Consider the following 26,839-nt stretch of genomic DNA (forward strand, 5'->3'; position numbering starts at 1 on the left):
TGCTAAAGTGGTACACTATACACATGCGTAAAAACAAATGTGTTCAAGGGGTGTACAAAACAGCATGAAACGGCATTTTCTGATGGTGGACGCAGCGGTCCTGCCCGAGGTATTTCTGAAGGTTCTCAAGGCGAAGGAGCTGCTCGCCAGCGGCGAAGCCCGCAACATCTCGGCGGCTACCCGGGCGGTGGATCTTTCCCGCAGCGCATTCTATAAATATAAGGACTGCATCTTCGATGCCCGCAGCACCCAGCAGATCATCACCGTGCTGGCCACGCTGCTGGATGAGAACGGCGCGCTGCAGGCGCTGCTGGGCGGTATTTCCGCCGCGGGCGGCAGCGTGGTCACCATCAATCAGGCCACGCCGGAAAACGGCGCAGCCAAGGTGGAGGTCACTGTGCGCACCGATACCCTGCGGGTGAGCATCGAGGAGATGCTGGCTCAGCTGGCCCAGCAGTGTGCTGTGGTCGAGGTACATCAGGGCGTGTAACGCTTTCAAAAACGGCCAATGGCCGTTTTTCCATTTTCATCACAAGTGCCCGGCGGGCGTTGTGCCGGGCGGGGAGGATTTATGATCAACATTGCGATCCTGGGCTTTGGCACCGTGGGCAGCGGCGTGTATGCCGTTTTACAGAAAAACGCCGGACTCATTGCCCGGCGGGCGGGCCAGGAGATCCGGGTCAAGCGGGTGCTGGTGCTGGAAGTTACCGAAAACCCGGAGCTGTTTACCAGCAGCATCGACGATATTCTGAACGATCCCGAAATTACCATGGCGGCAGAAGCCATCGGCGGCGTGAAGGCTGCATATCCTTATGTAAAGGCGCTGCTGGCCAGCGGCCGCAGCGTGGTGACCAGCAACAAGGAGCTGGTGGCCACTCACGGTGCCGAGCTGCTGGCTCTGGCAAAAGAGAAGGGCGTGGCCTTCCTATTTGAGGCCAGTGTGGGCGGCGGCATGCCGCTGATCACTCCCATGTGCCAGAGCCTGCTGGCCAACCAGGTGGAAGAGGTTTACGGCATCGTGAACGGCACCACCAACTACATGCTCACCCGCATGAGCCGGGAGAACATGGATTTTACCGCCGCGCTCAAGGAAGCCCAGCAGCTGGGCTATGCCGAGACCAAAGACCCCTCGGACGACGTGGACGGTCCGGACGCCTGCCGCAAGATCGCCATTCTGGCCAGCCTTGCCTTCGGCAAGCAGGTCCACACCCAGAACATTCCCACCCGGGGCATCCGGGGGCTGGAGCCCTTTGATCTGCGCGCCGCCGCCCGGCTGGGCTGTGCGGTGAAGCTGATCGCCTGGGCACGGCAGACCGAAGCGGGCCCGGCGGTGGGCGTGGAGCCCATGCTGGTACCGCTGGAAAATCAGCTGGCCTGTGTGGAGGATGTGTTCAACGGCGTGCTGGTTCGGGGCGACATGGTGGGCGATGTGTTCTTCTACGGCCGCGGCGCGGGCAAGTTGCCCACCGCCAGCGCCATCGCCGCCGATCTGGTTCTGGCTGCACAGCAGGGGGCCGCGGTGCACGACAGCATCTTCTGGGAGCCCTCTCCCGCATTGCCCGCGCCGCTCACCAGCGGCGAACCCGCCACATATTATGTGCGGGTGAAGGGGCTTGCCGCTTCCATGCTGCCCGGCCTGTACGGCCCCGGCGAGCTGGTGGCGGACGACGGCGGTCAGGCCGCTTATCTGGCGGAAAACATCACCCCGAAAAAGCTCTATGAAGCGGCACGGCAGGTGAAAGCCCTGGGCGGCAGCGTACAGATGGAGCTGCGCCGGCTGGAACAGTAAGGAGGTACAGGCAATATGGCAGTTAAAATTCTGGTCCCCGCCACCAGCGCCAACGTGGGCGCCGGGTTCGACGCGCTGGGCCTTGCGCTCTCGCTCCACAACACCGTGACCATGGAGGAGTGGGATAAGCTGGACATCATGGCCAGCGACGGTTCGCTGGTGCCCACCGGCACCTCCAACCTGATTTACCGCTCCGCCAAGGCGGTATACGAGCAGCTTGGCAAGCCCATCAAGGGCCTGCGCATTCGGCAGGAAAATCCCATTCCCATGGCCCGGGGCCTGGGCTCCAGCTCCGCCTGCATCGTGGCGGGCATTCTGGGGGCAAACGCACTGCTGGGCAACCCGCTGACCAAGCGGCAGATGCTCACCCTGGCCACCTCCATCGAGGGCCACCCGGACAACGTGGCCCCCGCCATGCTGGGCGGCTTTGTGAGCAGCGTGTTCGACGAGGGCCAGGTGTTCACTGCCCGCAAGGAGATCAATGAGGAGCTGGCCTTTGCGGCCTTCATCCCCAACTTCAAGCTGCTCACCGAAAAGGCCCGCGCCGCGCTGCCCAAAACCGTGGACCGGCGGGATGCGGTATACAATCTGTCCCGCGCGGCACTGGCCACCGCCGCCTTCTGTGACGGCGACTACGAGCTGCTGCGAGTCGCCACCAAGGACGCACTGCACCAGCAGTACCGTCTGCCCCTGATCCCCGGCGGCGAGCGTGTGTTCGAGATCGCCTGGGACCTGGGTGCTTATGCGGTATACATCTCCGGCGCAGGCCCCACCATCATGGCGGTGGTCCACCGGGACAACTGCGAGTTCTTTGAAAAAGCCGAGGAGGCGCTGCTGGAGCAGCCGGAAACCATGGCCTTTTCTTTGCGCAGAATGCTTGCAGACAATACTGGCGCTGTGGTAGAATAGTAAAGTGACGCGCCGTTTCCCCGGCGAGGGAACGGAACTTCGCGGAGTACATGTGCAGGCGTGCTGCTCCGGTGCGGGCAGCACGCAGTTGGTATAGAGGAGTTGAGAGAAACAATGGCGTTGATCGTGCAGAAATTCGGGGGTACCTCGGTTGCGAACCGGGAACGGATCTTCAACGTGGCCCGAATTGTAGCGAACACCCGCAACGCGGGCAACGAGGTAGTGGTCGTGGTTTCCGCCCAGGGCGATACCACCGACGACCTGATCCAGAAGGCCGCCGAGATCACCAGCAATCCTTCCCAGCGGGAGATGGATATGCTGCTGGCCACCGGTGAGCAGATCTCCATTTCGCTTTTGGCCATGGCCCTGAGCGAGCTGGGCGTGCCTGCCATCAGCCTGACCGGCTGGCAGGCGGGCTTCCACACCGACCGGGCCTACACCAAGGCCCGCATCCGCCGGCTGGACAGTGAGCGGGTGGAAAGCGAGCTGGCCCGCAACCGTGTTGTGGTGGTGGCAGGCTTCCAGGGGCTGAACCGCATGGAAGACATCACTACCCTGGGCCGCGGCGGCAGCGATACCAGCGCGGTGGCTCTGGCCGCTGCTCTGCATGCGGACCGCTGCCAGATCTTCACCGATGTGGAGGGCGTTTACACCGCCGATCCCCGCTTCATCCCCCGCGCAAAGCGTCTGGATGAGATCACCTTCGACGAGATGCTGGAGCTTGCGGGCGCCGGCGCGCAGGTGCTGAACAACCGCAGCGTGGAGCTTGCAAAAAAATACGGCGTGGAGCTGGAAGTGCTCTCCAGCCTGAATCCTGTGCCCGGCACAGTTGTTAAGGAGGTTACTAGCGATATGGAAGGTATGCTGATCAAGGGCGTGGCCAAGGACACCGATGTGGCTGTTCTCACCATCCTGAATGTGCCGGATGTGCCCGGCACCTCGTTCAAGGTGTTCGGTGTGCTGGCACAGAAGAACATCAACGTGGACATTATTCTGCAGGGCACCGGTCGTGAGGGCGACAAGGACCTGACCTTCACCGTTCCCCTGAGCGACGCGGACACTGCGCTGCGGGTACTGAAGGAGAACCAGCACCGCTTCGGCGGCAAGGACATCACCGTGGACACCGGCTGCGCCAAGGTCAGCGTGGTGGGCGGCGGCATGAAGAGCAACCCCGGCGTTGCCAGCCGCATGTTCGAGGCCCTGTTTGAGGCCAATGTGAACATCCGCATGATCTCCACCAGCGAGATCAAGATCAGCGTCATCATTGATAAGTCTGACGCGGACCGCGCTGTGGCTGCCATTCACGACGCTTTCATTCACTAACGTTTTATGCAGCGCCCCTTTGCAAACCTATGTGTCTGCAAAGGGGCGTTTTTGCGCCGGAAGGCAATTCGTTCACAGTTTCTTTGCAGCTTTGCACGTTTACAGTACCGGCAAAAACGTGTATAATATGAAACTATAAAACAGGTTTTGCAATCCGCGATCGAATCGGAAGCCCGGGCGCATCGGCGCCCTCGTTTATAACCTCACAGTTAAGGAGTGTTGCATCAAATGCCAAGTTATCCGCCCCGTGAAATGAGCGAAGCCGAGCGCCGCCGCCGGGCTGCCGCCCGTGCCCGGCGCAAGAAGGAGATCCGCCGCAACCGGATCATTTTTGCGATTCTCTGCCTGGCGCTTCTGGCGCTGATCGTGTTTGGAATGGTAAAGCTGGTGGGCCTGTTCACCAAGGATAAGGACTCTTCCAGCGGTTCCACCTCCATCAGCAGCTCCACCAGCATTTCGTCCAGCGTTGATTCGACTTCGGAGCCTGCCAGCAGCCCGGAATCCGGCTCTGCCAGCACCTCCGATGCGGCTTCCGCCACCGGCACCGCCGCCACCACTGGTGGCGGCGATGCTGACTGGCTGCTCACTCTGGTGAATAACAATGTGAAGCTTCCGGACGGCTGGGAGGAAACCCTGGAGATCAAGGTGGCTGATACCTCCACCGGCAAGGAGCTGGCCACCGTGGCAGCCGATGCCTTCATCAATATGAAGAACGCCGCCGCCGCGGAGGGCATCGACCTGATGCTCTGCTCCGGCTACCGCAGCGTGGAATACCAGCAGAGCCTGTTCGATGCGGAGAAGCAGAAATGGCTGGATAAGGGCAACTCGGAAGAGGAAGCCTATAATCAGGCCAAGACCGTGGTGGCCGTTCCCGGTTATTCCGAGCACAATTCCGGCCTGGCCGCCGATATCGTGACCCCGAAGCATCAGAATCTGGACGAAGCTTTCGGCAAAACAGACGCCGCAAAGTGGCTGTTCGAGCACGCGCCGGAATATGGCTTTATCCTCCGGTATCCGGAGAATAAACAGGCCATTACCGGCATTATTTATGAGCCCTGGCACTACCGCTATGTGGGTGTGGAAAACGCAAAAGCCATCACCGCCAGCGGCCTGTGCCTGGAAGAATATCTGGACGAGAATCTGCAAAAGGCCTGACGAGTGCGGGCCGCAATTTTTGTCCGTCAAAATTAAGGAGTACCGATGTTACAACGCGAATGCCTTGCGCCTGGGGTGCATCTGAACTGCATCCCGGCGGATAAATTCAACCGCTGCCGGATCTCGCTGCATTTCCGGTTCCCCGCCAGCCGGGAGAAGGCCACCGATCAGGCCCTGCTTCCTCTGGTGATGGACCGGGGCTATGCCGCCTGCCCGGACATGACCCAGCTCTCCCGCAAGCTGGCCCGCCTGTATGGCGCGGCTCTTTCGGTGGAGACCAGCATGCAGGGCGCCAGCCGGGTGCTCAGCGTGTCCATCACCGGCATCAAGGACCGGTTTGCCCTGAACGGCGAGGCCCTGACCGCGGAATACGCGGCCATCGCCTTCGGTGTGGCCTTTGAGCCCTATTTCGAGAATGGCTGCTTCAGCCGCGAGGCGGTGGAGATCGAAAAGACCACCCTGGCCCGCCAGCTGGAGAGCGAGATCAACGACAAGCGCCTGTACTGCGTGCGGCAGGCCCGGCGCAAATTCTTCGGCGATTCCCCTGCGGGCATCGAGCGGGACGGCTATCTGGCCGATCTGCCCGCCGTCACCTGCGAGAGCCTGACCGCTGTGTATCAGGAGATGCTGCGCACTGCCCAGCTGGATGTGATCTGCCTGGGTGCGGACGAGGCTGTGGTGCGCCGCATGATCCTGGAAAAGCTGGCGGGTATCCAGCGTGAGCCTGCCCAGCTGGAGAACTATCTGTATATGCCCGCTCAGCCCACCGAGCATTTCCGGGAGGAGATGGATCTGGTGCAGGCCAAGCTGTGCATGATGTTTACCTGGAACCAGTGCGCAAAGCCGGAGCAGCTGAACGCCTTCCGGCTGGCCATGAGCGTGTTCGGCGGTTCCACCACCAGCCGTTTGTTCCTGAACGTGCGGGAAAAGCAGAGTCTTTGCTACTACTGCGCCAGCCGGTTCGCTTCGCCCACCGCCTTTATGATGGTGGACAGCGGGGTGGAGCCTGCCAACGCCGAAAAGGCCGAGCAGGCCATCCTGAAGGAGCTGGAGAATCTGGTGAACGGCCCCATCACCGAGGAAGAGCTGGAAAACAGCCGCCGTGGCCTGTTGTCCGGCATGACCAGCGTGGGCGACAGCCTGGCCGGTCTGGAGAACTGGTATTACAACGAGATCCTGCGGGGCGGTGTGATCAATACCCCCGAGCAGGCGGCCAGCCAGCTGATGCAGGTGAGTGCCGAGGATGTGCGCCAGATCTTGGCCGGGTTCCAATACTCGGTCGGCTATCTTGTGACCAAAAAGGAGGAGCCCAGCCATGCAGAATGAACCCATGCAGGCGGTGCGCGCCGCCGTGGCCTGTGAGGCCCTGACGCTGGAAAACGGCCTGACCGTTCTGGTGCGGCCCATGCCCGGCTACAGCGGCGTCCACGCCATCTACGGTACCCGCTTCGGCTCCATCGATCTGGAATTTGAGGTGGATGGCCGTCGGGTAAGCCTGCCCGCGGGCGTAGCCCATTTCCTGGAGCATAAAATGTTCGAGAGCGAGGACGGTGACGCCTTCGCCAAGTTTGCCAGAACCGGTGCGTCGGCCAACGCCTACACCAGCTTTGACAAGACCTGCTACCTGTTCACCGCCACCCAGCAGGTGGACGAGAGTCTGGATATCCTGCTGAGCATGGTGAACGAGCCCTACTTCACCAAGGAGACCATCCAGAAGGAGCAAGGGATCATCGGCCAGGAGATTAAGATGTACGACGACAGCCCGGACTGGCGGATCATGACCGGCCTGTTCGGCTGCCTGTATCACAATCATCCCATCCGCAACGACATCGCCGGTACCGTGGAGAGCATTGCGCAGATCACCCCGGAGATGCTGTATGACTGCTGCAAGGGCTTCTACAACCCGGGCAACATGGTGCTGGCGGTGGCGGGCAACATCACCACCGATCAGGTGCTGGCGGCCTGCAAGCGGGCCAAGCTGCCTGCAAAGCCTGCCCAGGTCAAGCGCATCCAGCCCCAGGAGCCGGAAACCGTCGCGAAGGAGCGGCTGGAGTTCTCCATGCAGCTGGCCAAGCCCTGCCTGGGCGTGGGCTTCAAGGAAGCTCCGGTGGAGGGTGCCAAGGCCGAGATCATCTGCGATATGCTCACCGAGCTGGTGTGCGGCGGCATGACCGACTTCTACCGCAGCCTGTATGACCAGGGCCTGGTGAACCCGGGCTTCGGCGGTGAGTTCCTTGTGCTGGACGGCTGCTGCTGTTTCCTGTTCACCGGTGAGACCGACCAGCCGGAAAAGGTTCGCGGTCTGCTGATGGACGAGATCGAGCGGCTGCGCAAGGAAGGCGTGGATGAGGAATTGTTCACCCTGTGCAAGAACCAGTCCTACGGCGAGATGCTGCAGGACCTGGAAAACATTGAGGACAGCGCCACCGCACTGGCAGGCAGCTTCTTCCGCAAGCGCAGCCTGACCGAGGAGATTGAGGCGCTGGCCAGCGTGATCCGTCAGGAGGTGGACGAGGCGCTGCAGACCATGCTGCGCCCGGAACGGTCCTCCACCGTGATTATCTGGCCCAAGCAGGAGGAGAACGCATGACGAATCTGGTGCAATTCCCCGGTCTGGGGCTGGAATTCAACATCAACCGGGTGGCCTTCACCATCGGCGGCCTGGATGTCTACTGGTACGGTGTGCTCATTGCCACCGGTTTTCTGCTGGCGCTGGTGTTCGCCTTCCGCTACGCGGTGGATTTTGGCATTGATGCCGACCGTCTGGTGGACGTGGTGCTGGTGGGCAGCGTGTGCGCGGTGATCTGCGCCCGGGCCTACTATGTGATCTTTTCCCCGGTGCCCTATGAGAGCTTTGCCGATATGATCGACATCCGCCAGGGCGGCCTTGCCATCTACGGCGGCGTGATCGGCGCGGCACTGTTCGGCGGTCTTGCCTGCAAGTGGCGCAAGCTGTCCATTCCGGCCACCTTTGATCTGGTGGCCATGGGCTTTCTGATCGGTCAGTCCATCGGCCGCTGGGGCAACTTTGTGAACCAGGAGGCCTTCGGCAGCAACACCACTCTGCCCTGGGGCATGTACAGCCAGGCGACGGCCAATTATCTGAGCAGCTGGCAGACGGTTCTGGCACAGGACGGCGTGATCGTGGACCCGAGCATGCCGGTGCATCCCACCTTCTTGTACGAGAGCATCTGGTGCGCGGTGGGCTTTTTCGCCCTGTGGGCCTACATGAAAAAACGCCGCTTCAACGGTGAGATCGCCCTGATGTACGCCGCCTGGTATGGCGCGGGCCGCTTCTGGATCGAGGGCCTGCGCACCGACAGTCTGATGCTGCCCGGCATGACCCTGCGGGTCAGCCAGCTGATCGCTCTGATCAGTGTGGTGGCGGCAGTGATCGCCATTGTGGTGATCCGCCGCCAGATCGGCCAAAAAGAGCTGCTGGTGGATGTTCCGGTCAGCACAGCTTCGGAAAAGAAATTCCAGGAGGCAAAAAACGCCTGGGCCGACAAGCTAGAGGCTCTGGGCCAGAGTGTGAGCCTGGAGGAGATGCGGCAGCAGCTGCCCGCCTCCGCTTCCCATAAGAAGTTTGTGGAGGCCCAGAAACAACAGCAGGATTTTGACTGGGAGGCGCTGATCCGCCAGAAGCTGGAGCAGGCGGAGATGGATGCCGGAATGCAGGAGAGTGTGCGGCAGGAGAATGTCCGCTTCGCTCAGCTGCCGGTGGACCCGGAGGAACGGGCTGCCACCAACAGCTCGCTCACCCAGGGGCTGGATGAAAAATAAAGTATAGCCGGGCGCACCGCCCGTGCGATGAGGAGGAAACCATGGCGCAGATCATCAGCGGCAAGGAGCTGGCCGCCCGCATCAAACAGCGGGTGAGCGATCAGGTGGAGGAAATGAAGGCCGGGGGAGTGACCCCCTGTCTGGCGGTGGTTCTGGTGGGCGACGACCCGGCCAGCGCTGTCTATGTGCGGGGCAAGGAGTCGGACTGCCGCGAGTGCGGCATCGAGAGCCGGATGCTTCGTCTTCCCGCCGACACAACACAGGACCAGCTGCTGGAACAGCTGCAACAGCTGGCTGAGGACAAAAGCGTCCACGGCATTCTGGTGCAGCTGCCCCTGCCCGCCCAGATCGACGAGCAGGCGGTGATCGCCGCCATTCCCCCCGAAAAGGATGTGGACGGCTTTTCTCCGGTAAACGTGGGCCGGATGATGATCGGCGAAGAGTGCTTTCTGCCCTGTACCCCCGCGGGCTGCATCGAGATGCTGAAAAGCACCGGCGTGCCCATCGCGGGCAAGCAGGCGGTGGTGCTGGGCCGCAGCAACATCGTGGGCAAGCCCGCGGCCATGCTGCTGCTGCGGGAGAACGCCACCGTTACCATCTGCCACTCCAAAACCGAGGATCTGGCCGCTGTGTGCGCCGGAGCCGACATTCTGGTGGCGGCCATCGGCAAGCCCAAGTTTGTTACCGGCGATATGATCAAGCCCGGCGCGGTGGTCATCGATGTGGGCATCAATCGGGACGAGAACGGCAAGCTGTGCGGCGATGTGGATTTTGCCGCTGCCGAAGCCAAGGCCTCCTTCATCACTCCGGTGCCCGGCGGCGTAGGCCTGATGACCCGGGCTATGCTGATGGTGAACACCATCCAGGCCGCCCGGCGGCAGACCGGCTGCTGAAAAGAGCCGAATCTGCAAAAAACGGCTTTGCAAAGCCAAAAAGGGCTTGCAATCCCCAAAAAGTTGTGGTATAGTAGTATAGCCGCATGGTTCGGGCACCCAAGAGGTGTGCAAGATCACCCGCCCACTAGTCCAGCGAGACTTATATAAGAGAGGCAAAACACTATGTACGCTATCATTGTTACCGGTGGCAAGCAGTACCGGGTACAGGAAGACCAATGTGAACTTCGACTCCGTTCTGGCTGTCGGCAACGAGGGCTCCGTTAAGGTGGGCACTCCCGTTGTTGAGGGCGCCAGCGTCGAGGCCAAGGTCGTGAAGAACGGCAAGGGCAAGAAGCTGAACATCATCACTTATCGTCCTAAGAAGGGCAGCGCCCGCCGCATGGGCCACCGTCAGCCCTACACTAAGGTCGAGATCACTGCCATCAAGGGCTAATAACGGAGGTGTAAACTACTATGGCACATAAGAAAGGCGTAGGTTCTACTAAGAACGGTCGTGACTCTGAGTCCAAGCGTCTGGGCGTTAAGCGCGCCGACGGTCAGTTCGTTCTGGCCGGCAACATCCTGGTTCGTCAGCGTGGTACCCACATCCATCCCGGTGAGAACGTGGGCCGCGGCAGCGACGATACCCTGTTCGCTCTGGTGGACGGCCGCGTAAGCTTCGAGCGCGTAGGCCGTGACCGCAAGAAGGTCAGCGTTAAGCAGTAAGATCTTTCAAAAGCCAGGCCTGTTGATTGGGCCTGGCTTTTTGTTGTAACGGGGCATACTGTTAGGGTAATACCGCATAATTCCTGGTGATGGAGCGCGCCAGAAAATTTTTTGTGATATGAACCAAAAAACACAGCCAATCCTTGGTGGATTGGCGAGCATTTTTGGAAAATAGCACGGAAAATTTTGGCGTGATACGCCGCCTGAGCCGCGAGGCGTGAATTATGCGGTGTTGCCCTTGGCAGGGCACAAGGGCAGCGTGATACTGCTGCCGCCCGCTCCATCCCCATTTCCCATTATTCAGAAAAGGAGAAAAACAATGTCGATGTTTGTAGACGTGGCGAAGATCACCATCAAAGCAGGCAAAGGCGGCGACGGTGCTGTGAGCTTCCATCGGGAAAAGTTCGTGGCAGCCGGCGGCCCGGACGGCGGCGACGGCGGCCGTGGCGGCAACGTGGTCTTCGTGGCCGACGACAACCTGTCCACCCTGATGGATTTTCGCTATAAGCGCAAGTATGCCGCCCAGCCCGGCGAAAACGGCAGCGGCTCGCGCTGCACCGGCAAAAATGCCCCGGACCTGGTCATCAAGGTGCCTCGCGGCACCCTCATCCGCGACGCCGCCAGCGGTCTGCTGATGGCCGATATCTCCGGCGACGAGCCGGTGATCGTGGCCAAGGGCGGCAAGGGCGGCTGGGGCAACACCCATTTCGCCAGCCCCACCCGTCAGATCCCCAAGTTCGCCAAGCCCGGCCTGCCCGGCGAGGAGTACGAGGTGCGTCTGGAGCTGAAGCTGATCGCCGACGTGGGCCTGATCGGCTTCCCCAACGTGGGCAAGTCCACCCTGATCAGCGTGATCAGCGCGGCCAAACCCAAGATCGCCAACTATCATTTCACCACCCTGAGCCCGGTGCTGGGTGTGGTCAAGGTGGGTCCCGAGCAGAGCTTTGTGGCTGCGGATATCCCCGGCCTGATCGAGGGCGCCAGCGAGGGCATCGGCCTGGGCCATGACTTCCTGCGCCACGTGGAGCGCTGCCGCCTGCTGCTGCATGTGGTGGATGTTTCCGGCTGCGAGGGCCGCGACCCGGTGGAGGACTTCGAGAAGATCAACACCGAGCTGCAGAGCTTCAGCCCCGAGCTGGCCACCCGGCCCCAGATCGTGCTGGGCAACAAGTGCGACATCGCCACCGAGGAGCAGATCGAGAGCTTTAAGGCCTACGTGGAGGATAAGGGCCTGACCTTCATGCCCATCTCCGCCGCCACCAACCAGGGCCTGAAGAACCTGCCCGGCATCGTGTGGGACCGGCTGCAGCAGCTGCCTCCGGTGCAGGTGTTCGAGCCGGACTTCGTGCCCTACGCTGTCAACCCCAACGAGCGCACCTATACCATCGAGAAGACCGCCGACCACGAGTTCACCATCACCGCTCCCTGGCTGGAGCGCATCCTGGCGGGCAGCGACGTGGACGACTACGAGAGCCTGCAGTACTTCCAGCGCCAGCTGGACGAGAGCGGCATTCTGCGTGATCTGGTGGCCCAGGGCGTTGAGGAAGAGGACACCATCAAGATCGGCGAATACCAGTTCGACTATATCTTCTAAGGCACCTGAGCCGCGCCCGGCGCGGCATGAAATGAGGCAAAAACCATGTTGTTTGAAGCAAATCCGGAAGTGGATATCCGGGAGCAGTCTCCCCTGAATCTGGCCTTTGTGGGCGACGGTGTGTTCGAGCTGCTGGTGCGCCAGCGGCTGGTGGAGCGCACCCGTCTGGTGCCCGGTAAGCTGCACGCTGCCTGCGTGAAGTATGTATCCGCCAAGGGGCAGAACCGGGCGCTGGCCGCCATTGAGGACCAGCTCACCGAGGCGGAGCAGGCGGTGCTGCGCCGGGGCAAGAACGCCAGCAAGGCCACCGTGGCCAAGCACGCTACCCCTCAGGAGTACCGGGCATCCACCGGCTTCGAGGCGTTGTTTGGCTGGCTGTATCTCACCGGCCAGAACCAGCGCATCCAGGAGCTGTTCGATGCACTGTGGGAGGGTTACGACCCGCTGGCGGTGGAAAAGCCGGAATAAACGGCATTTCCCGGGATGCTCTGCTGTGAAAAGCGGGCGCATTGCCGGAAAACGCAAACAAAGGCTGAGACCGGCGGAACAGGAAACAGTGGTTCCGAGGGTCTCAGCCTTTTCACGCTCTGTGATTGGTTAAAAGCGTGTTTGCCGGTGTGTGTCCGGCGAGGGGAAAGCCGGTGTTACTTGCCGGTCTTCATGTTGGAAGCTCCAGTGCTCTTGCTGTTCTTGGAAGTGCTGCTGGTAGCATTGGTGCTTTCATTCTTGGCGCTGTTCTTGGCGCTGCGGCTGGTGTAGTTTTTTGCGTTACGGTTTTCCATGGTTTGTGATCTCCTTTCCGAATCCGAAGAGGGGGCGGGGGCGTTTGCCCGGCGTGTAATCTTGTCCGCCGTGCCTCTTCGCTCCTAGTGTAACCCCAAACAAGACCCATTATACAAAGGTGGTATAGCATTGCAGGCAAAATATTTTGAAGAGCGGGAGCGGGCCCTTCTGGGCGAGCGCTACGCGGAATACTACGCGGCCCCCAGCGAAGAGGCGGCCCGGGGCGTGACTGTGAACCGGCTGCGCTGCACGCCGGAGGAGTTTGTCCGGCTGGCAGGGCTGGCGCTGCGGCCCTCTCCCTTCTGCGCCGAGGGCTTTGCGGTGGAGGAGCCGGACTTCAAGCCCGGCCGCCATCCCTATCACCACGGCGGGGCCTTCTATTCTCAGGAGCCCTCGGCCAGCGCTCCGGCGGCGCTGCTGGACGTACACCCCGGCATGAAGGTGCTGGACATGTGCGCCGCGCCCGGCGGCAAGAGCAGCCAGCTGGCGGCGGCTCTGCAGGGCCAGGGCCTTCTGGTAAGCAACGAGTACAACGCAGGGCGGGCCGAGATCCTGCGCTCCAATCTGGAGCGGATGGGGGTGTCCAACGCGGTGGTGCTGAACAGCGATACAAACGCGCTGGCTAAGGCCTTCCCGGCTTTTTTTGACCGTATTCTGGTGGACGCGCCCTGCTCCGGCGAGGGCATGTTCCGCAAGGAGCCCCAGGCGCTGGCTCAGCACAACGAGGGCCTGGTGCGCCAGTGCGCCGCCATTGGCCGGGAAATTCTGGACAACGCCGCAGCTTTGCTGGCCCCCGGCGGGGTGCTGGTGTACTCCACCTGTACCTTTGCGCCGGAAGAGGACGAGGGTCAAATCGGGGAATTCCTGGCCCGTCATCCCGAATTTACGCTGGTGGATACCGACGCGGCCTTCGGCAGCCCCGGCGAAGAAAACCGCTATGGCGAGCATCCCTTTGATGTAAGCCTGGTGCGGCGCATCTGGCCCTTCCAGGGCGGCGAGGGACACTTTATGGCAAAGCTGGTGAAGGCAGCTGAGGGGGGAAGCGCCCGGCCCTTCAAGCCGGAAAAGCCAGCCAAGCCTTGCAAGGAATGGCTGGAATTTGCCGGGAAGTATTTTCCGGCGCTGGCAGACCGGCCGCTGCTCAAGGCGGGCGAGCTGCTGCTCCTGCCGCCCGAGACGCCGCTGCCGCCTCATAAGCTGCGGGTGATGCGCTGCGGTGTGGCAGCAGGCACCGTGCAGAAGAACCGGTTCGTTCCCGCTCACCATCTGTTCACCGCCTTTGGCCATGCATGCACCAATCAGGAGCGGCTGACTCTGGACGACGGGCGCACCGCCGCCTGGCTGCGGGGTGAGGAGATCGAGGCCCGCACCGCGGAAAACGGATGGTGCTGCGTGCTGGTGGATGGCTTTTCCCTGGGCGCGGGCAAGGTGAGCGGAGGAAAGGTGAAAAACCACTACCCCAAAGCCCTGCGAAACCTGAAATAATGGGCTTCGGCAGCCCCGAGCACTTGCCAGAACAGGGCTTTTTGTGCTAAAATTATTTAGTTACCGCACATCGTTCGGGCCCAGGCTTGCGGCCCGGCATAAAATAGGAGGAAGTTTCCATGTCTGGACATAGCAAATGGAATAACATCAAGCGTAAGAAGGAAAAGACCGACGGCCAGAAGGCCAAGCTGTTCACCAAGGTTGGCCGCGAGATCGGCGTTGCCGTGCGTATGGGCGGCGCGGACCCCGCCAGCAACGGCAAGCTGCGTGACCTGATCGCCAAGGCCAAGAGCCTGAACGTGCCCAACGATAACATCCAGCGCATCATCAAGCGCGCTGAGGGAGGCGAGAAGGACAACTACGAATCCATCACCTACGAAGGCTACGGCCCCTGCGGCATCGCCATGATGGTGGAGACCCTGACCGATAACCGCAACCGCACCGCTGCCAACCTGCGCCACTACTTCGACAAGTTCGGCGGCAACCTGGGCAACATGGGCTGCGTGGGCTTCCTGTTCACCCAGAAGGGTGTGATCGTGCTGGACGGCGAGGGTCTGGACGAGGAGAAGGTCATGGAGGATTGCTTCGACGCCGGTGCCGAGGACTTCGACATGGGTGACGATGTGGTGGAAGTGACCACCGATCCCGACGCTTTCTCTGCTGTGCGTCAGGCTCTGGAAGACAAGGGCTACACCTTCATCTCCGCTGAAGTGGAAATGGTCCCCTCCACCACCTCCTCCATCACCGATGAGGACAACCAGAAGCTGATGGCCAAGCTGCTGGACGCTCTGGAGGATGACGACGACGTGCAGAACGTGTGGCACAACCTGGAGAACGAGGAGGATCTGGATCGCTGATCCAGCCCTTCGGCTCATTGCTGAAATAAGAGTCCCGGCTTTCCATGCAAAGGGGAGGCCGGGGCATTTTTATACCCCGATAGAAACGATTAGCCGCCGTGCGTCCGGACCAGACTGAAAGGACAGGACCGATGCGTCGGTTTGCTTTTTGCCGGGGGGCATGCTATAATGAGCCCATACAAATAAAACAGGAAAAAATTGTGCAATTTATCCGCCCTGCAGTCCCTGCTGTCGGGGTGTTTCATTCAATAAAGGAGGCCTCTGACCCATGGGTCAAACCATTCTCTGCCCATACTGCCTTTCCAAGGTGGACCTGGGCCGGCCGGATTGCCCCTTCTGCGGCAAAGAGCTGAATAATCTGAATCCTCCGGGCACCCTGCCCTTTGCCTCGCTGCTGGCGGGGCGGTATACCATCGGCCGCCATCAGGCCACCGATGGTGAGGGTATTCTGTACGAAGCGGTGGAAAACACCGGCGGCGTGCGGGTGAGCGTGAAGGAATATTACCCGGTGACCCTGAGTGTGGGCCGGGACGAAAACGGCCTTGTGATGCCCAAAGAGGGCAGGGAAGTGCTGTTCAAAACCACCCGCATGGATTTTGCGGATCTGTACCGCAGCATCCAGCGCATCACACCCGCCACCGGCCTTGCCGCTGTGCTGGATGTGGTGGAGGCAAACAACACCATCTATGCAGTTCTGGAACAAGTGGAGGGCGAAAGCCTGAGCCGTTATCTGGCGGAGCATACCCAGAATCTGGACCCTGCCCAGGCCCGCATCCTGCTGCAGCCCATCATGGAGGGCGTGGCGGCCATGCACAAGGCCGGTCTGGTCCATCGAGGTGTTTGCCCGGATAACATCATCTTGAGCCCGGGCGGCACGCAGGCCCGGCTGTGCGGCTATGCCACATTGGGTCTGCGCACCGCAGGCAGCGAGCTGAAAAGCCAGCTGTACGACGGTTATTCCGCTCCTGAGCAGTATTCCGCCGCGGAGTTTGAAGGCCGCTATACCGATGTGTACGGCCTTGCAGCGGTGTTCTACCGGCTGCTTACCGGCCAGGCACCGCTTCCGGCCAACCAGCGCCGTGTTACCGACAGCCTGCAGACCGCCCGTGCCCTGGAGCCGGAGGTTCCCGGCTATATCTCGGTGGTGCTCTCCGCAGCCATGCGCATGGACCCGGGCAGCCGAATCCAGAATGTGCCGGAGCTGATGGGGGCGCTTACCAGCCAGCGTGCGGCGGACAGCATCACCCCGCCCCAGCGCCAAGCGGAACGCACTCCGGTTCGGGAGCAGCATATCAGCATCAGCACCCGCACGCTGCTCACCGGCTCGCTTCTGGTGATCGCGGTGCTGTTTGCGCTGCTTATGTGGAGCATTTTGAGGTGGCAAACGCCCGCTCCTTCTCCCAGCAGTGAGGCACAACCCTCTTCCAGTCAAAGTACGCCTCAGGTGCTTACGGTGCCCAATGTGGTGGGGCTTTCCTATGAGGATGTGCAGAGCAATCTGGAATACACCGCCCAGTTCCGTTTTATTGCGGTATCGCAGGAATATAGCTCGGAATACGAAGCCGGAATCATTCTGGAGCAGTCGCCCCAGGCGGGTACGGAAACCAGCGAGGAGCGCCCGCTGATCAGCGTGGTGGTGAGCATGGGGCCGGAGCTGGTGGAGGTTCCGGATATCAAGGGCTTCACCCAGGAAGCGGCCCAGCAGGAGCTGCTGCGGGAGCACATCAAGGCCAGCTTCTCGATGATTGACAACAACGGCGAATACGCCAGCGGCTGTGTGGTTTACACAGATCCGGAAGCTGGAACCGAGATCGATGCAGGTACCACCACGGTGAATGTGTATATTGCCAAGGAACGGGATATTCCGCAGGTGCCGGACCCCACGCCGGAGCCAACGCCTGCGCCCACACCCAGTCCCACCCCTTCGCCCAGTCCGGAGCCTTCTCCTGGAACGGTTCCCGCTGGCTGAGTCAGGAAAAACAGATAATAAAAGCCGCCGGCAGAGCGCTTTCTACAGAAAGCCTGCCGACGGCTTTTTTATTTAAAGCAGGTAAGAATACAAAAAAATCCCCCGCCCGAAAGGGCAGGGGATCGGTGCAACGATTAGTCGCTCACGTAGGGCATCAGAGCAACGTGACGGGCGCGCTTGATGGCGACGGTCAGTTCACGCTGATGGAACGCGCAGGTACCGGTCACGCGGCGGGGAATGATCTTCGCACGCTCGCTGACGTACTTGCGCAGGCGAGCAACATCCTTGTAATCGATGTGCTCAACACGGTCTACGCAAAAGCTGCAAACCTTCTTACGGCCGCGGCGCATGGGGCGCTGGGGACGGCCTTCGGTTCTCTCAAAAGCCATGGCTTGTTACCTCCTGTTAGAATCGATTCATGTTAGAACGGAAGATCCTCGCCTTCGTCGATCACAGCAAAATCATCATTGCTGCCGGCGGAGTAAGTGGGGGCTGCCTCCATGGGAGCCTCGCGAGTGTATTCCGGGCGGGCGCTGCTGTAAGCACCGCCGTTACCAGTTCCGCTGCCGCCCTTGCCGCCGGCGAAGTTCACGTTGTTCGCAACGATCTCAAACGCCTTGCGGTTGTTGCCGTTCTTATCCTGATAGCTCCGGGTCTGAATGCTGCCGTCAACGGCGATCAGGGAGCCCTTCTGGAAATACTTGCAAACGAACTCAGCGGTGGAACGCCAGGCAACGATATCAATGAAATCGGCCTGACGCTGCTCGCCCTGCCGCACAAAGCTGCGGTCCACGGCGATGGTAAAGGTGGTCACGCTAACGCCCTGGGGGGTGTGGCGCAGTTCAGGGTCAGCCACGAGCCGGCCCATCAAAGCTACAACGTTCAGCATTGAAAAATGCCTCCTTATTCAGCCTCGGCCACGATCATCGTACGCAGTACGCCGTCGGTGATCTTGTAAACGCGATCCAGCTCGGCGGGGAAAGAGGGCTCGCTGGTGAACTTAATCACGGTGTAGATGCCTTCTTCCTCGTCGTTGATGGGATAAGCCAGACGGCGCTTGCCCCAATCGTCAACAGAATCGATGGTACCATTGGCCTCGATCAGGCTCTTGAACTTGCCAACCAGAGCGGTGGAAGCCTCCTCATCGAGAGCAGCGCTGGTAACCAGCATGGTCTCATACTTTGCCATTTCTGTGCACCTCCTTTTGGACTTATGGCCCGGCAAAACCGGGCAAGGATCACTGCCCTTCGCAAGGCAGCAACTCATTATATCAAACACAGAACGTCAGTGTCAAGCGATTTTTGAAAAAATATCGCCTTTTTTACGCGTCGGCCTGATATAAGGAATCTGCTTTCTATGATACAATAAAAGTATCCAAAAGAAAAGGGAGGCTGCTGCAAATGAAGGTCAATGAACGAAAACTGATGGTGTTGCTCTATGTGGTAAGTTTTCTGCTGCTCTGGAAGTTCTATTGGGCGCTGATCGATCTGATCTGCAGCGGGCAGCAGATCGCATGGGGGAACGTGCTGTTTCTGTTTGCATTGCTTGGGGTACCGCTGCTGCTTGTGCCGGGTGCCTGGCTGGTGGGAAACGGGCTGAAAAAATTTCTGGAGCAGTAGCCTTTGTGCAGGCCTGCAATGTGAATAAGCAGAGAACGGGAGCGGGGAGAATTTCCCCGCTCCCGTTTTTTAGGGGAAGATAAACCATATATGTTAAAAGCATAGACAAAATATATTGTCATTTTGGACAACGAGAGTGCGCCGCAAGAGAAAAACTAACAACGTTTCTCCAAAAAATGGATGAGCAGGTTGACATTCGTGCTTTAACTGGATAAACTTAGAAATCACTACCACGACAACGTGCGAATGCGGGCGGACATGCCGTGGGCAGACATTTGATAGAAGGGGAGAAAACGAATCATGAATACGCTTGTCATCGTGCTGATTGCGGCGGTGTGCCTGGTGTGCGCCTATGCTCTTTACGGCCGCTGGCTGGCCAAAACCTGGGGCATTGACCCCAAGGCCGAGACACCTGCTGTACGCCATAAGGACGGCAAAGACTATGTTCCCACCGACGGCTGGACCGTGTTCAGCCACCAATTTTCCTCCATTGCGGGTGCCGGCCCGGTTACCGGTGCCATCCAGGCAGCGGCCTTCGGCTGGCTGCCGGTGCTGCTGTGGATTCTGCTGGGCGGCATCTTCTTCGGTGCAGTCACCGACTTCGGCGCACTGTATGCCAGTGTGAAGAACGAGGGCCGTTCCATGGGCCTTTTGATCGAGAAATACATCGGCAAACTGGGCCGCAAGCTGTTCCTTTTGTTCTGCTGGCTGTTCACCCTGCTGGTCATCGCGGCCTTTGCGGACATGGTGGCTGGTACCTTCAATGCCTACACAGAGCCCGGCGTGCTGGCCGAAGCCGCGCAGGTGAACGGTGCGGCTGGTACCATCAGCCTGCTGTTCATTGTGTTTGCCATGATCTTCGGCCTGCTGCAGAAAAAGTTTGCCTTCACCGGCTGGAAGGAGGGCGCGGTGGGCCTGGTATGCACCGTGGCCGCTCTGGCCCTGGGCATGGCCATGCCTCTGATCGCAGGCAAGGAAGCCTGGATCTACATCACCTTTATCTACATCTTTTTCGCGGCGGTGCTGCCCATGTGGCTGCTGAAACAGCCTCGCGATTACATGACCACCTTTATGTTTATCGGCATGATCGCCGGTGCCGTGCTGGGCCTGCTGGTGGCGCATCCCACCATGAACCTGCCGGTCTACACCGGTTTTAACAACGCCAGCCTGGGTACGCTGTTCCCGATCCTGTTTGTTACCGTGGCCTGTGGTGCGGTATCCGGCTTCCACAGCCTGGTATCCTCCGGCACCTCCTCCAAGACCGTGAGCAACGAGAAGGATATGCTGAAGGTGGGCTACGGCGCCATGGTGCTGGAAAGCCTGCTGGCGGTGCTGGCCCTGTGCGTGGCCGGTGCGGCCGCCGCGGCGGATGGCACCCCCGCAGCCGGTACCCCCTTCCAGGTGTTCAGCAACGGCGTGGCCGGTTTCTTCCAGATGTTCGGCGTGCCTGTGTATGTGGCCCAGTGCTTCATGACTATGTGTGTGTCCGCCCTGGCGCTGACCAGTTTGGATGCGGTGGCCCGTATCGGCCGCATGAGCTTCCAGGAGCTGTTCAGTCTGGACGATATGAGCAAGGCCGAGGGCTGGCGCAAGCTGCTGTGCAACACCTACTTTGCCACCATCATCACCCTGGCAGGCGGTTTTGTGCTCACCCGCATCGGCTATTCCAACATCTGGCCTCTGTTTGGCTCCGCAAACCAGCTGCTCAGTGCACTGGTGCTGGTTACCCTGTGTGCGTCACCTTCACCGCACTGGTGCAGCGTCTGATCGCTCTGATCAAGGCCTACCAGGCGGGCAGCGCCGCCTTCCTGGTGGAGGGCCTGCAGCTGATCCTGGCTGTGCTGCTCATCGCGCTGGGCCTGACCATCGTGATCAACTCGCTGCGCGCCTATGCGGCCGCCCGCAAAAACAGCGAGACCACTGCCGCCTGATTCCGGCTTTTTGATCCGGATGGAAGGATAAATACCCCAAAAGCAAGGACAAAGCGCCCGCTCCGGACAATTTCCGGGGCGGGCGCTTTTCCGTATGTATAAATAATTATAGAAGAATCCCCGGCGGAGGCTGCGCGCAGTCCGGCCGGGGATTCACTGTTTTATGAACTTAGAGCATGGTGGTCAGGACCGGCCACAGGGCGAACACGGAAACCGCATAGGTGAGCGCGGTGCAGGCGACCACGCTGATCAAGGTGCCTGCCACGCTTACACCGCCTGCTTTTGCCAGCGCAGCAGTGGGGTCAGCGTTCTGGGAATTCTCCAGGATACGGCGGATGTTTGCTGCACCCCGTCGGCGGTAAAGCCAGAGAGCGAACATACCCTGCAGGAACATGAGCACGATGTTTAGTGTGCTGGATACCGCCAGCAGAATGTTCAGTGTCTGCTCAGGCATGGCAACCGCCAGAGGATGGCCTGCATAGGACATGAGCTGCAGCACAACAGGAATGCGCAGCACCGCGTTAATGGCCAGCAGCGCCAGGCCCTCGGTCCACATTTTGCGGTAGAAGAAATAGAAGGGACCAAAGAAGAAGGCGGCAAAGGAGGCGACCACCTTGCGGCCGGTTTCTTTCATGGCCTTGAAGCCGTTCAGGTAGAAGGAGGCGTTTTTGCCCAGATAGGCTGCCCAGTGGCGTGCCTTCACGCCCTCCAGCTCCTCCTCCGGGTCCACCCGCATGCCGCTGAAAACAAAGTTCGCCTGGAACGCGCCGAAGGGGTTGGAGAAGTCCGGCTCACGGGGAGCGAAGGGGTCCTCCTGACCGGAGCCGGGGCCGTACCGGGGCGGGACCTGACCGCCGCCAAAGCTGCCATAGTCGCCGTAGGCCGGAGGCATCTGGCCGGTGGCCGGGCCGTGTCCGTCCTGCATGCCGCGCAGGGGAGCGCCGCAGTTTTCACAGAACAGGCCGGTGGTCGGATTGGGTGCGCCGCATACCGGGCAGGCCACCTGCGGATCGGAATAGCGGGCGGAGCCTGCCCGGCCTGCTTCCGCCGCCTGGTTGGCGGCGGGGTCCGGCTTCCACTCAAAGCCGGTGCCGTGCTTGGATGCATACACGCAGCCGCCCTGCTTCTGGTAGCAGGCCCGATGGTAGGGCGCGCCGCACTCGGGGCAGACCACGATGTCGTCGGTTTCGGTGAAGGGCTGCTGGCACACAGGGCACTTGCAGCCGATGTAATTGGACATAGAAATAAACCTCCCGGATGGGAAAAATACAGGTAAACACATTTTAACGCAAATCGCTGCAAAATGCAAAACAAAAATCCCCCGGGAAGGCAGGTTTCCCCTTGCTTTTGGCAGGATTTTTCGGTATACTGTTAGCTGTATAATTTTGTATTCATGTATATTTTATAACAGAAAGGTTTTCCCATATGATCACGATCGACGAATTGAAAATGCAGATGGGCGGCCACAAGAACGCGGTGGACGAGCTGGGCGACGCCCTGGCCATCGCCGCCAGCGAGAAGCGGGTGGCCGAGCTGGAGCATAAAATGACCATGCCCGGCTTTTACGATGACACCGAGGCCAGCCAGAAGGTATTTGCCGAGATGCTGCAGATGATCACCCTGCTCAGCGGTGAGTACGACAAGAACAACGCCATCCTCACCTTCCACGCAGGCACCGGCGGCACCGAGGCTCAGGACTGGGCCGACATGCTGTTCCGTATGTACAACCGCTGGGGCACTGCCCACGGCTACAAGGTTTCCACTCTGGACTATCAGGACGGCGATGAGGCCGGTCTGAAGAGCGCCTCCATTCTGGTGGAGGGCCCCAACGCCTACGGTATGCTGAAGAGCGAGAACGGCGTGCACCGTCTGGTGCGCGTGTCCCCCTTCGACAGCCAGAGCCGCCGTCAGACCAGCTTTGCTTCTCTGGAGGTAATGCCCGAGATGGACGACAGCATCCAGGTGGACATCCGTCCCGAGGATGTGGAGATGCAGGTGTTCCGTTCCTCCGGCGCCGGCGGTCAGCACATCAACAAGACCTCCTCCGCGGTGCGTCTGATCCATAAGCCCACCGGCATCGTGGTGAGCTGCCAGACCGAGCGAAGCCAGTTCCAGAACCGCGATACTGCTATGAAGATGCTGGCTTCCAAGCTGTATCAGATTAAAGAGCAGGAGCATCTGGATAAGATCAGCGACATCAAGGGTGTTCAGAAGGAGATCGCCTGGGGCCATCAGATCCGCAGCTACGTCTTCATGCCCTACACCATGGTCAAGGACCACCGCACCGGCTACGAGAGCGGCAACGTGCAGGCTGTGATGGACGGTGATCTGGACGGCTTCATCAATGCCTATCTGAAGGCGGCCAGCCGGAACGAGCTGCAGGACGTATAATCCTTTTGCATACCCGGCACGGATACCAAGCAACCTAGAGGCACAGGGGATTCACCCTGTGCCTTTTCTGTGCGCATTTTCATGGAAATATAGAATAATGCTCCTGTTTTTTAACTGCTATTCGGAAAACGGCTCCATTGTGCCGAAGCGAAAACCGTGGTAGCATAAAATCAGAACAAAGGACAATGGACGAGCGGCAAAAGCCGGGAAAGGGCGAAGAAAATGGAACAGACCATGGGAAAAGTGATTCAGGCAAAACGCCGGGCCAAGGGCATGACCCAGGAGCAGCTGGCACAGCTGGTGGGAGTGAGCAGCGCGGCGGTGAGCAAATGGGAGACGGCCAGCGCTCTGCCGGATGTGGCGCTGCTCTGTCCATTGGCCCGTGCGCTGGACTGCACGCCGGACGAGCTGCTGGACTTCAAGCCCCAGCTCACCGAGCAGGAGGTGGACGCATTGGGCGAGACCGCCGAGTGCATGTTCCAGGCGGGCAAGTGGCAGAAGGCATGGGACTTTTGCGAGGGGCGGCTGCGAGAATATCCCGGCGATCTGTATCTGGCGTTTCGCTGCGGCGGGCTGTATGCCAAGTATCTGGCAGTGAGCGGCGAGGAGGAGCAGGCCCAAAAGCAGCTGCGCCGGGCCATCCAGCTGATGGAGCGGGCCTGTGCCATCCTCGAGGAGGAAAGTCAGCGGGCGGCGCTGCTGTCGCTGGCGGGGCTGTATGTGCTGGAGGACCGGCTGGACGATGCCATGGCCACGCTGGACCGGCTGCCCGGCTGCAATCAGGACGCACAGAACATGCGGGCCTCCATCCTGCTGCGGCAGGGCAAGCTGGACGAGGCCGAACAGCTGGAGACCGCAAATCTCTCCGTTCATCTGCACAATGCCCAGCTCAGCCTGCTGGGGCTTGCCAACATTGCCAAACAGCGGGGCGACGAACAAAAGCAGCTGGAGCTCCTGGACCGAATTGATCGGCTGATTGAGCTGTTCCCGGACCCGGAGGGCGGGCAGGGCATCGGCCGGGTGGCCTCGCTGCGCCGGGTGGAGCTGTACGCAGGCCTTGGCCGATGGGAGGAGGCCCAGCGGGAGACCGAACGGTTTGTGGCCGACAGCATCCGGGCACCGGAGGGTGACTGCGGCGGCAGCTGCCCGACCTGCAATGGGGGTGTGAGCAGGGCCTTTTTGATGCAGAACGCGCTGCAGATGCTCACCGAAGCCAATTTGCCTGCCCGGCTTACCGAACAACCGGCCTGGCAGAGGGAGGTGGAACGGCTGGAGCAGGCGGTGCAGGATGCCCGCGAGGAGGAAAACTCCTGCCCAGCTGGAACTAAAGTTGAAAAAACAGAGTGTGATTCAAACTGCACCTCCATTGTGTAAGAAGCGAGGATGGCGCTATAATAGAATCGGAATCCATTCAGGAAGTGGGGGAAAGACCCGTGAAGGAAAAATACAACGTGACCGGCATGAGCTGCGCGGCCTGTTCAGCGGCGGTGGAGCGGGCGGTGAACAAGCTGCCCGGCGTGAAAAGTGCCCAGGTGAACCTGCTGGCCAATTCCATGCAGGTGGAATACGACGAGACCGCGCTGGACGCCGCGGGCATCTGCAAGGCGGTGGAGCAGGCAGGCTACGGCGCAAGCCCGGCCAATGCCCCGGCGGCTGCAAAAACCGCTGGACCTCAGACCGCCGAAGAAGACCCGGTGGCCGCCGAGCTGGCCGGGATGAAGCACCGACTCATTGCTTCACTGGCGTTCCTGGTGCCACTGATGTACGTGTCCATGGGCCACATGATGGGCCTGCCGCTGCCTGCCTGGATGCACGGGCAGGCGGGTGCGGTGCCCTTTGCCCTGACCCAGCTGCTGCTGGTGCTGCCCATCCTCTATTTGAACCGCAAATTTTATCAGGTGGGCCTGAAAAGCCTGTGGCACCGCTCGCCCAACATGGACAGCCTGATCGCTCTGGGCAGCGGCGCGGCTGTGATTTACGGCGTGTTCGCCCTCTATCGCATCGGCTGGGGCCTGGGCACCGGTGACCTGGCTCTGGTGGACCGCTACCGGATGGACCTGTATTTTGAGTCCGCCGGAACGATTCTGACCCTGATTACCCTGGGCAAATATCTGGAAGAGCGGGCCAAGGGGCGCACCAGTGCCTCCATCCGGGCACTGATGGACCTTGCCCCCAAGACTGCACTGGTGCTGCGGCAGGGGCAGGAGGTGGAGATTCCGGCGGCCGAGGTGGCCGTGGGCGATACCGTGGTCATCAAGCCCGGCATGCGCATCCCGGTGGACGGCGTGGTCCTCGCCGGTCTGTCCAGCGTGGACGAAGCCGCCGTCACCGGCGAGAGCATCCCGGTGGAAAAGGGCCCCGGCGATAAGGTGATCGCCGCCTCGCTGAACAAGGCGGGCAGCTTTACCTTCCGGGCCGAAAAGGTGGGCGAGGATACCACCCTTGCCCAGATCATCGCTCTGGTGCAGGATGCCGCCGCGACCAAAGCTCCCATCGCCAAGCTGGCCGACCGGGTCAGCGGTGTCTTCGTGCCGGTGGTTATGGGCATCGCTTTGCTGGCCTTTGTGGTCTGGATGCTGCTGGGCCAGGGGCTGGAGTTCGCATTGGCCCGGGCCATTTCGGTGCTGGTCATCAGCTGCCCCTGCGCATTGGGCCTGGCCACCCCGGTGGCCATCATGGTGGGCACCGGAAAGGGTGCCCGGCTGAACATCCTTTATAAGAATGCGGAGGCGCTGGAAAACGCCCATAAGATCGACACTGTGGTGCTGGACAAGACCGGCACCATCACCGCCGGCAAGCCGGTGCTCACCGACCTGATCCCGCTGGCGGGCCAGCGCGAGGGCGAGCTGCTGGGTCTTGCCGCCAGTCTGGAAAAGCCCAGCGAGCACCCGCTGGCTGAGGCGATTCTGAGCGCGGCAGAGGGCACCGAGCTGCCCAGCCCGGAGCGCTTTGAGGCGCTGCCCGGCCGGGGCCTGCGGGCCACCCTGAGCGGCGTGGAATATCTGGCGGGCAATGCCCGGCTGATGCAGGAGTCCGGTGTGGAGATGGGCGATGCGGAAAACCGGGCCGAGGAACTGGCCCGGCAGGGCAAGACCCCGCTGTTCTTTGCCAGTGGCAAACGGCTGCTGGGCATCGTGGCGGCGGCAGACCCCATCAAGCCCACCAGCGCGGCGGCCATCCGTCAGCTGAAGGCCATGGGCCTGACGGTGGTCATGCTCACCGGCGACAATGCCCGCACCGCCGCGGCCATCCAGAGCCGCCTGGGCATCGAGCAGGTGGTAGCCGAGGTATTGCCCCAGGATAAGGAGGCCCAGGTGCGCGCATTGCAGGCCCAGGGCCGCCGGGTGGCCATGGTGGGCGACGGCGTGAACGACGCCCCGGCCCTTGCCCGGGCGGATGTGGGCATCGCCATCGGCGCGGGTACCGATGTGGCCATTGACAGCGCCGACGTGGTGCTGATGAAGAGCGATCTGTGGGACCTGGTGAACGCGCTGCGGCTCTCCCGGGCCACCATCCGCACCATCCGGGAGAACCTGTTCTGGGCCTTCTTTTACAACAGCATCGGCATTCCGGTGGCGGCCGGTGTGTTCTATGGCCTTGGTCTGGTGCTGAACCCCATGATCGGGGCCGCCGCCATGAGCCTTTCCAGC

At 60.9% G+C, this 26,839-nt stretch carries 24 protein-coding genes and 2 pseudogenes; 21 read left to right on the forward strand and 5 right to left on the reverse strand.

The window, feature by feature from the left end:
* Window positions 1-64: 64 nt before the first annotated feature.
* From J7G73_RS11000 to J7G73_RS11060, 13 genes and pseudogenes are all read left to right on the forward strand, one after another.
* Window positions 65-490 carry an ACT domain-containing protein gene (locus J7G73_RS11000; protein ID WP_291246282.1) on the forward strand — a complete coding sequence of 142 codons (426 nt, stop codon included), beginning with the start codon at window positions 65-67 and terminating at the stop codon, window positions 488-490.
* Between the two features lie 81 nt (window positions 491-571).
* A complete protein-coding gene (locus J7G73_RS11005) occupies window positions 572-1,789 on the forward strand; it encodes a homoserine dehydrogenase (RefSeq protein WP_291246283.1) in 1,218 nt (405 codons plus the stop codon).
* A gap of 15 nt (window positions 1,790-1,804) precedes the next feature.
* Window positions 1,805-2,698, forward strand: coding sequence for a homoserine kinase (gene thrB / locus J7G73_RS11010; protein ID WP_087294653.1), 894 nt, complete (start codon window positions 1,805-1,807; stop codon window positions 2,696-2,698).
* Window positions 2,699-2,812: 114 nt separating this feature from the next.
* On the forward strand, window positions 2,813-4,021 hold the full coding sequence (locus J7G73_RS11015; RefSeq protein ID WP_087294655.1) for an aspartate kinase: 1,209 nt from the start codon (window positions 2,813-2,815) through the stop codon (window positions 4,019-4,021).
* Window positions 4,022-4,249: 228 nt separating this feature from the next.
* On the forward strand, window positions 4,250-5,176 hold the full coding sequence (locus J7G73_RS11020) for a M15 family metallopeptidase (protein WP_087294657.1): 927 nt from the start codon (window positions 4,250-4,252) through the stop codon (window positions 5,174-5,176).
* A 45-nt stretch (window positions 5,177-5,221) separates the two neighbouring features.
* Entirely contained in the window at window positions 5,222-6,502 is a 1,281-nt protein-coding gene (locus tag J7G73_RS11025; protein WP_291246284.1) for a pitrilysin family protein, read from the forward strand.
* Window positions 6,492-7,766, forward strand: coding sequence for a pitrilysin family protein (locus J7G73_RS11030; protein WP_291246285.1), 1,275 nt, complete (start codon window positions 6,492-6,494; stop codon window positions 7,764-7,766). Before J7G73_RS11025 ends, J7G73_RS11030 begins: the two co-directional genes overlap by 11 nt.
* Window positions 7,763-8,959: a prolipoprotein diacylglyceryl transferase gene (lgt, locus tag J7G73_RS11035; protein WP_291246286.1), complete on the forward strand. Its 1,197-nt coding sequence runs from the start codon at window positions 7,763-7,765 to the stop codon at window positions 8,957-8,959. The genes J7G73_RS11030 and lgt overlap by 4 nt, the downstream gene beginning before the upstream one ends.
* Before the next feature lie 41 nt (window positions 8,960-9,000).
* The gene (gene folD / locus J7G73_RS11040) at window positions 9,001-9,852 is read left to right on the forward strand and encodes a bifunctional methylenetetrahydrofolate dehydrogenase/methenyltetrahydrofolate cyclohydrolase FolD (protein WP_291246287.1); all 852 of its coding nucleotides are present in this window, start codon (window positions 9,001-9,003) and stop codon (window positions 9,850-9,852) included.
* Window positions 9,853-10,017: 165 nt separating this feature from the next.
* A pseudogene (gene rplU, locus J7G73_RS11045) lies at window positions 10,018-10,288 on the forward strand (50S ribosomal protein L21).
* A gap of 20 nt (window positions 10,289-10,308) precedes the next feature.
* Complete coding sequence (rpmA, locus tag J7G73_RS11050; protein WP_058966590.1) at window positions 10,309-10,560, forward strand: 50S ribosomal protein L27; 252 nt, start codon at window positions 10,309-10,311, stop codon at window positions 10,558-10,560.
* Between the two features lie 325 nt (window positions 10,561-10,885).
* Window positions 10,886-12,154, forward strand: a complete 1,269-nt coding sequence (gene obgE / locus J7G73_RS11055) for a GTPase ObgE (protein WP_291246294.1) — start codon at window positions 10,886-10,888, stop codon at window positions 12,152-12,154.
* A 45-nt stretch (window positions 12,155-12,199) separates the two neighbouring features.
* Entirely contained in the window at window positions 12,200-12,622 is a 423-nt protein-coding gene (locus tag J7G73_RS11060; RefSeq protein ID WP_087294669.1) for a ribonuclease III domain-containing protein, read from the forward strand.
* Window positions 12,623-12,798: 176 nt separating this feature from the next.
* Here the strand turns inward: J7G73_RS11060 and J7G73_RS11065 are convergent, their stop codons facing one another.
* On the reverse strand, window positions 12,799-12,936 hold the full coding sequence (locus tag J7G73_RS11065) for a hypothetical protein (RefSeq protein WP_158097542.1): 138 nt from the start codon (window positions 12,934-12,936) through the stop codon (window positions 12,799-12,801).
* A 130-nt stretch (window positions 12,937-13,066) separates the two neighbouring features.
* Here J7G73_RS11065 and J7G73_RS11070 point away from each other — a divergent pair, with 130 nt between their 5' ends.
* From J7G73_RS11070 to J7G73_RS11080, 3 genes are all read left to right on the forward strand, one after another.
* Window positions 13,067-14,422, forward strand: a complete 1,356-nt coding sequence (locus J7G73_RS11070; RefSeq protein ID WP_291246288.1) for an RsmF rRNA methyltransferase first C-terminal domain-containing protein — start codon at window positions 13,067-13,069, stop codon at window positions 14,420-14,422.
* Between the two features lie 119 nt (window positions 14,423-14,541).
* Window positions 14,542-15,279 (forward strand): YebC/PmpR family DNA-binding transcriptional regulator, encoded by a 738-nt coding sequence (locus tag J7G73_RS11075; protein ID WP_087294673.1) that lies wholly within the window; start codon window positions 14,542-14,544, stop codon window positions 15,277-15,279.
* A 268-nt stretch (window positions 15,280-15,547) separates the two neighbouring features.
* Window positions 15,548-17,248, forward strand: a complete 1,701-nt coding sequence (locus J7G73_RS11080) for a PASTA domain-containing protein (protein WP_087294675.1) — start codon at window positions 15,548-15,550, stop codon at window positions 17,246-17,248.
* 134 nt (window positions 17,249-17,382) lie between these two features.
* Here the strand turns inward: J7G73_RS11080 and rpsR are convergent, their stop codons facing one another.
* Genes rpsR through rpsF form a run of 3 tightly spaced genes read right to left on the reverse strand, consistent with a single transcriptional unit; the run spans window position 17,383 to window position 18,436 of the window.
* On the reverse strand, window positions 17,383-17,637 hold the full coding sequence (gene rpsR, locus J7G73_RS11085) for a 30S ribosomal protein S18 (protein WP_187120513.1): 255 nt from the start codon (window positions 17,635-17,637) through the stop codon (window positions 17,383-17,385).
* A 32-nt stretch (window positions 17,638-17,669) separates the two neighbouring features.
* Window positions 17,670-18,137, reverse strand: coding sequence for a single-stranded DNA-binding protein (locus J7G73_RS11090; protein WP_087294677.1), 468 nt, complete (start codon window positions 18,135-18,137; stop codon window positions 17,670-17,672).
* 14 nt (window positions 18,138-18,151) lie between these two features.
* Complete coding sequence (gene rpsF, locus J7G73_RS11095; protein WP_291246289.1) at window positions 18,152-18,436, reverse strand: 30S ribosomal protein S6; 285 nt, start codon at window positions 18,434-18,436, stop codon at window positions 18,152-18,154.
* 212 nt (window positions 18,437-18,648) lie between these two features.
* Between rpsF and J7G73_RS11100 the strand changes: the two genes are divergently transcribed.
* Complete coding sequence (locus J7G73_RS11100) at window positions 18,649-18,867, forward strand: hypothetical protein (protein ID WP_087294679.1); 219 nt, start codon at window positions 18,649-18,651, stop codon at window positions 18,865-18,867.
* A 300-nt stretch (window positions 18,868-19,167) separates the two neighbouring features.
* Window positions 19,168-20,798: pseudogene (locus J7G73_RS11105) on the forward strand (carbon starvation protein A).
* A gap of 169 nt (window positions 20,799-20,967) precedes the next feature.
* Here J7G73_RS11105 and J7G73_RS11110 read toward each other — a convergent pair.
* Window positions 20,968-22,038, reverse strand: a complete 1,071-nt coding sequence (locus tag J7G73_RS11110; protein ID WP_291246290.1) for an RING finger protein — start codon at window positions 22,036-22,038, stop codon at window positions 20,968-20,970.
* A gap of 185 nt (window positions 22,039-22,223) precedes the next feature.
* Here J7G73_RS11110 and prfB point away from each other — a divergent pair, with 185 nt between their 5' ends.
* The 3 genes from prfB to J7G73_RS11125 form a co-directional block, all read left to right on the forward strand.
* On the forward strand, window positions 22,224-23,189 hold the full coding sequence (gene prfB, locus J7G73_RS11115) for a peptide chain release factor 2 (RefSeq protein WP_291246291.1): 966 nt from the start codon (window positions 22,224-22,226) through the stop codon (window positions 23,187-23,189).
* Between the two features lie 222 nt (window positions 23,190-23,411).
* Window positions 23,412-24,563, forward strand: coding sequence for a helix-turn-helix domain-containing protein (locus tag J7G73_RS11120; RefSeq protein ID WP_291246292.1), 1,152 nt, complete (start codon window positions 23,412-23,414; stop codon window positions 24,561-24,563).
* A 59-nt stretch (window positions 24,564-24,622) separates the two neighbouring features.
* The coding region (locus J7G73_RS11125; RefSeq protein WP_291246293.1) for a heavy metal translocating P-type ATPase at window positions 24,623-26,839 on the forward strand (2,217 nt) is incomplete at its 3' end.

The organism is Allofournierella sp., assembly GCF_017889395.1.
Classification (GTDB): Bacteria; Bacillota; Clostridia; order Oscillospirales; family Ruminococcaceae; genus Allofournierella.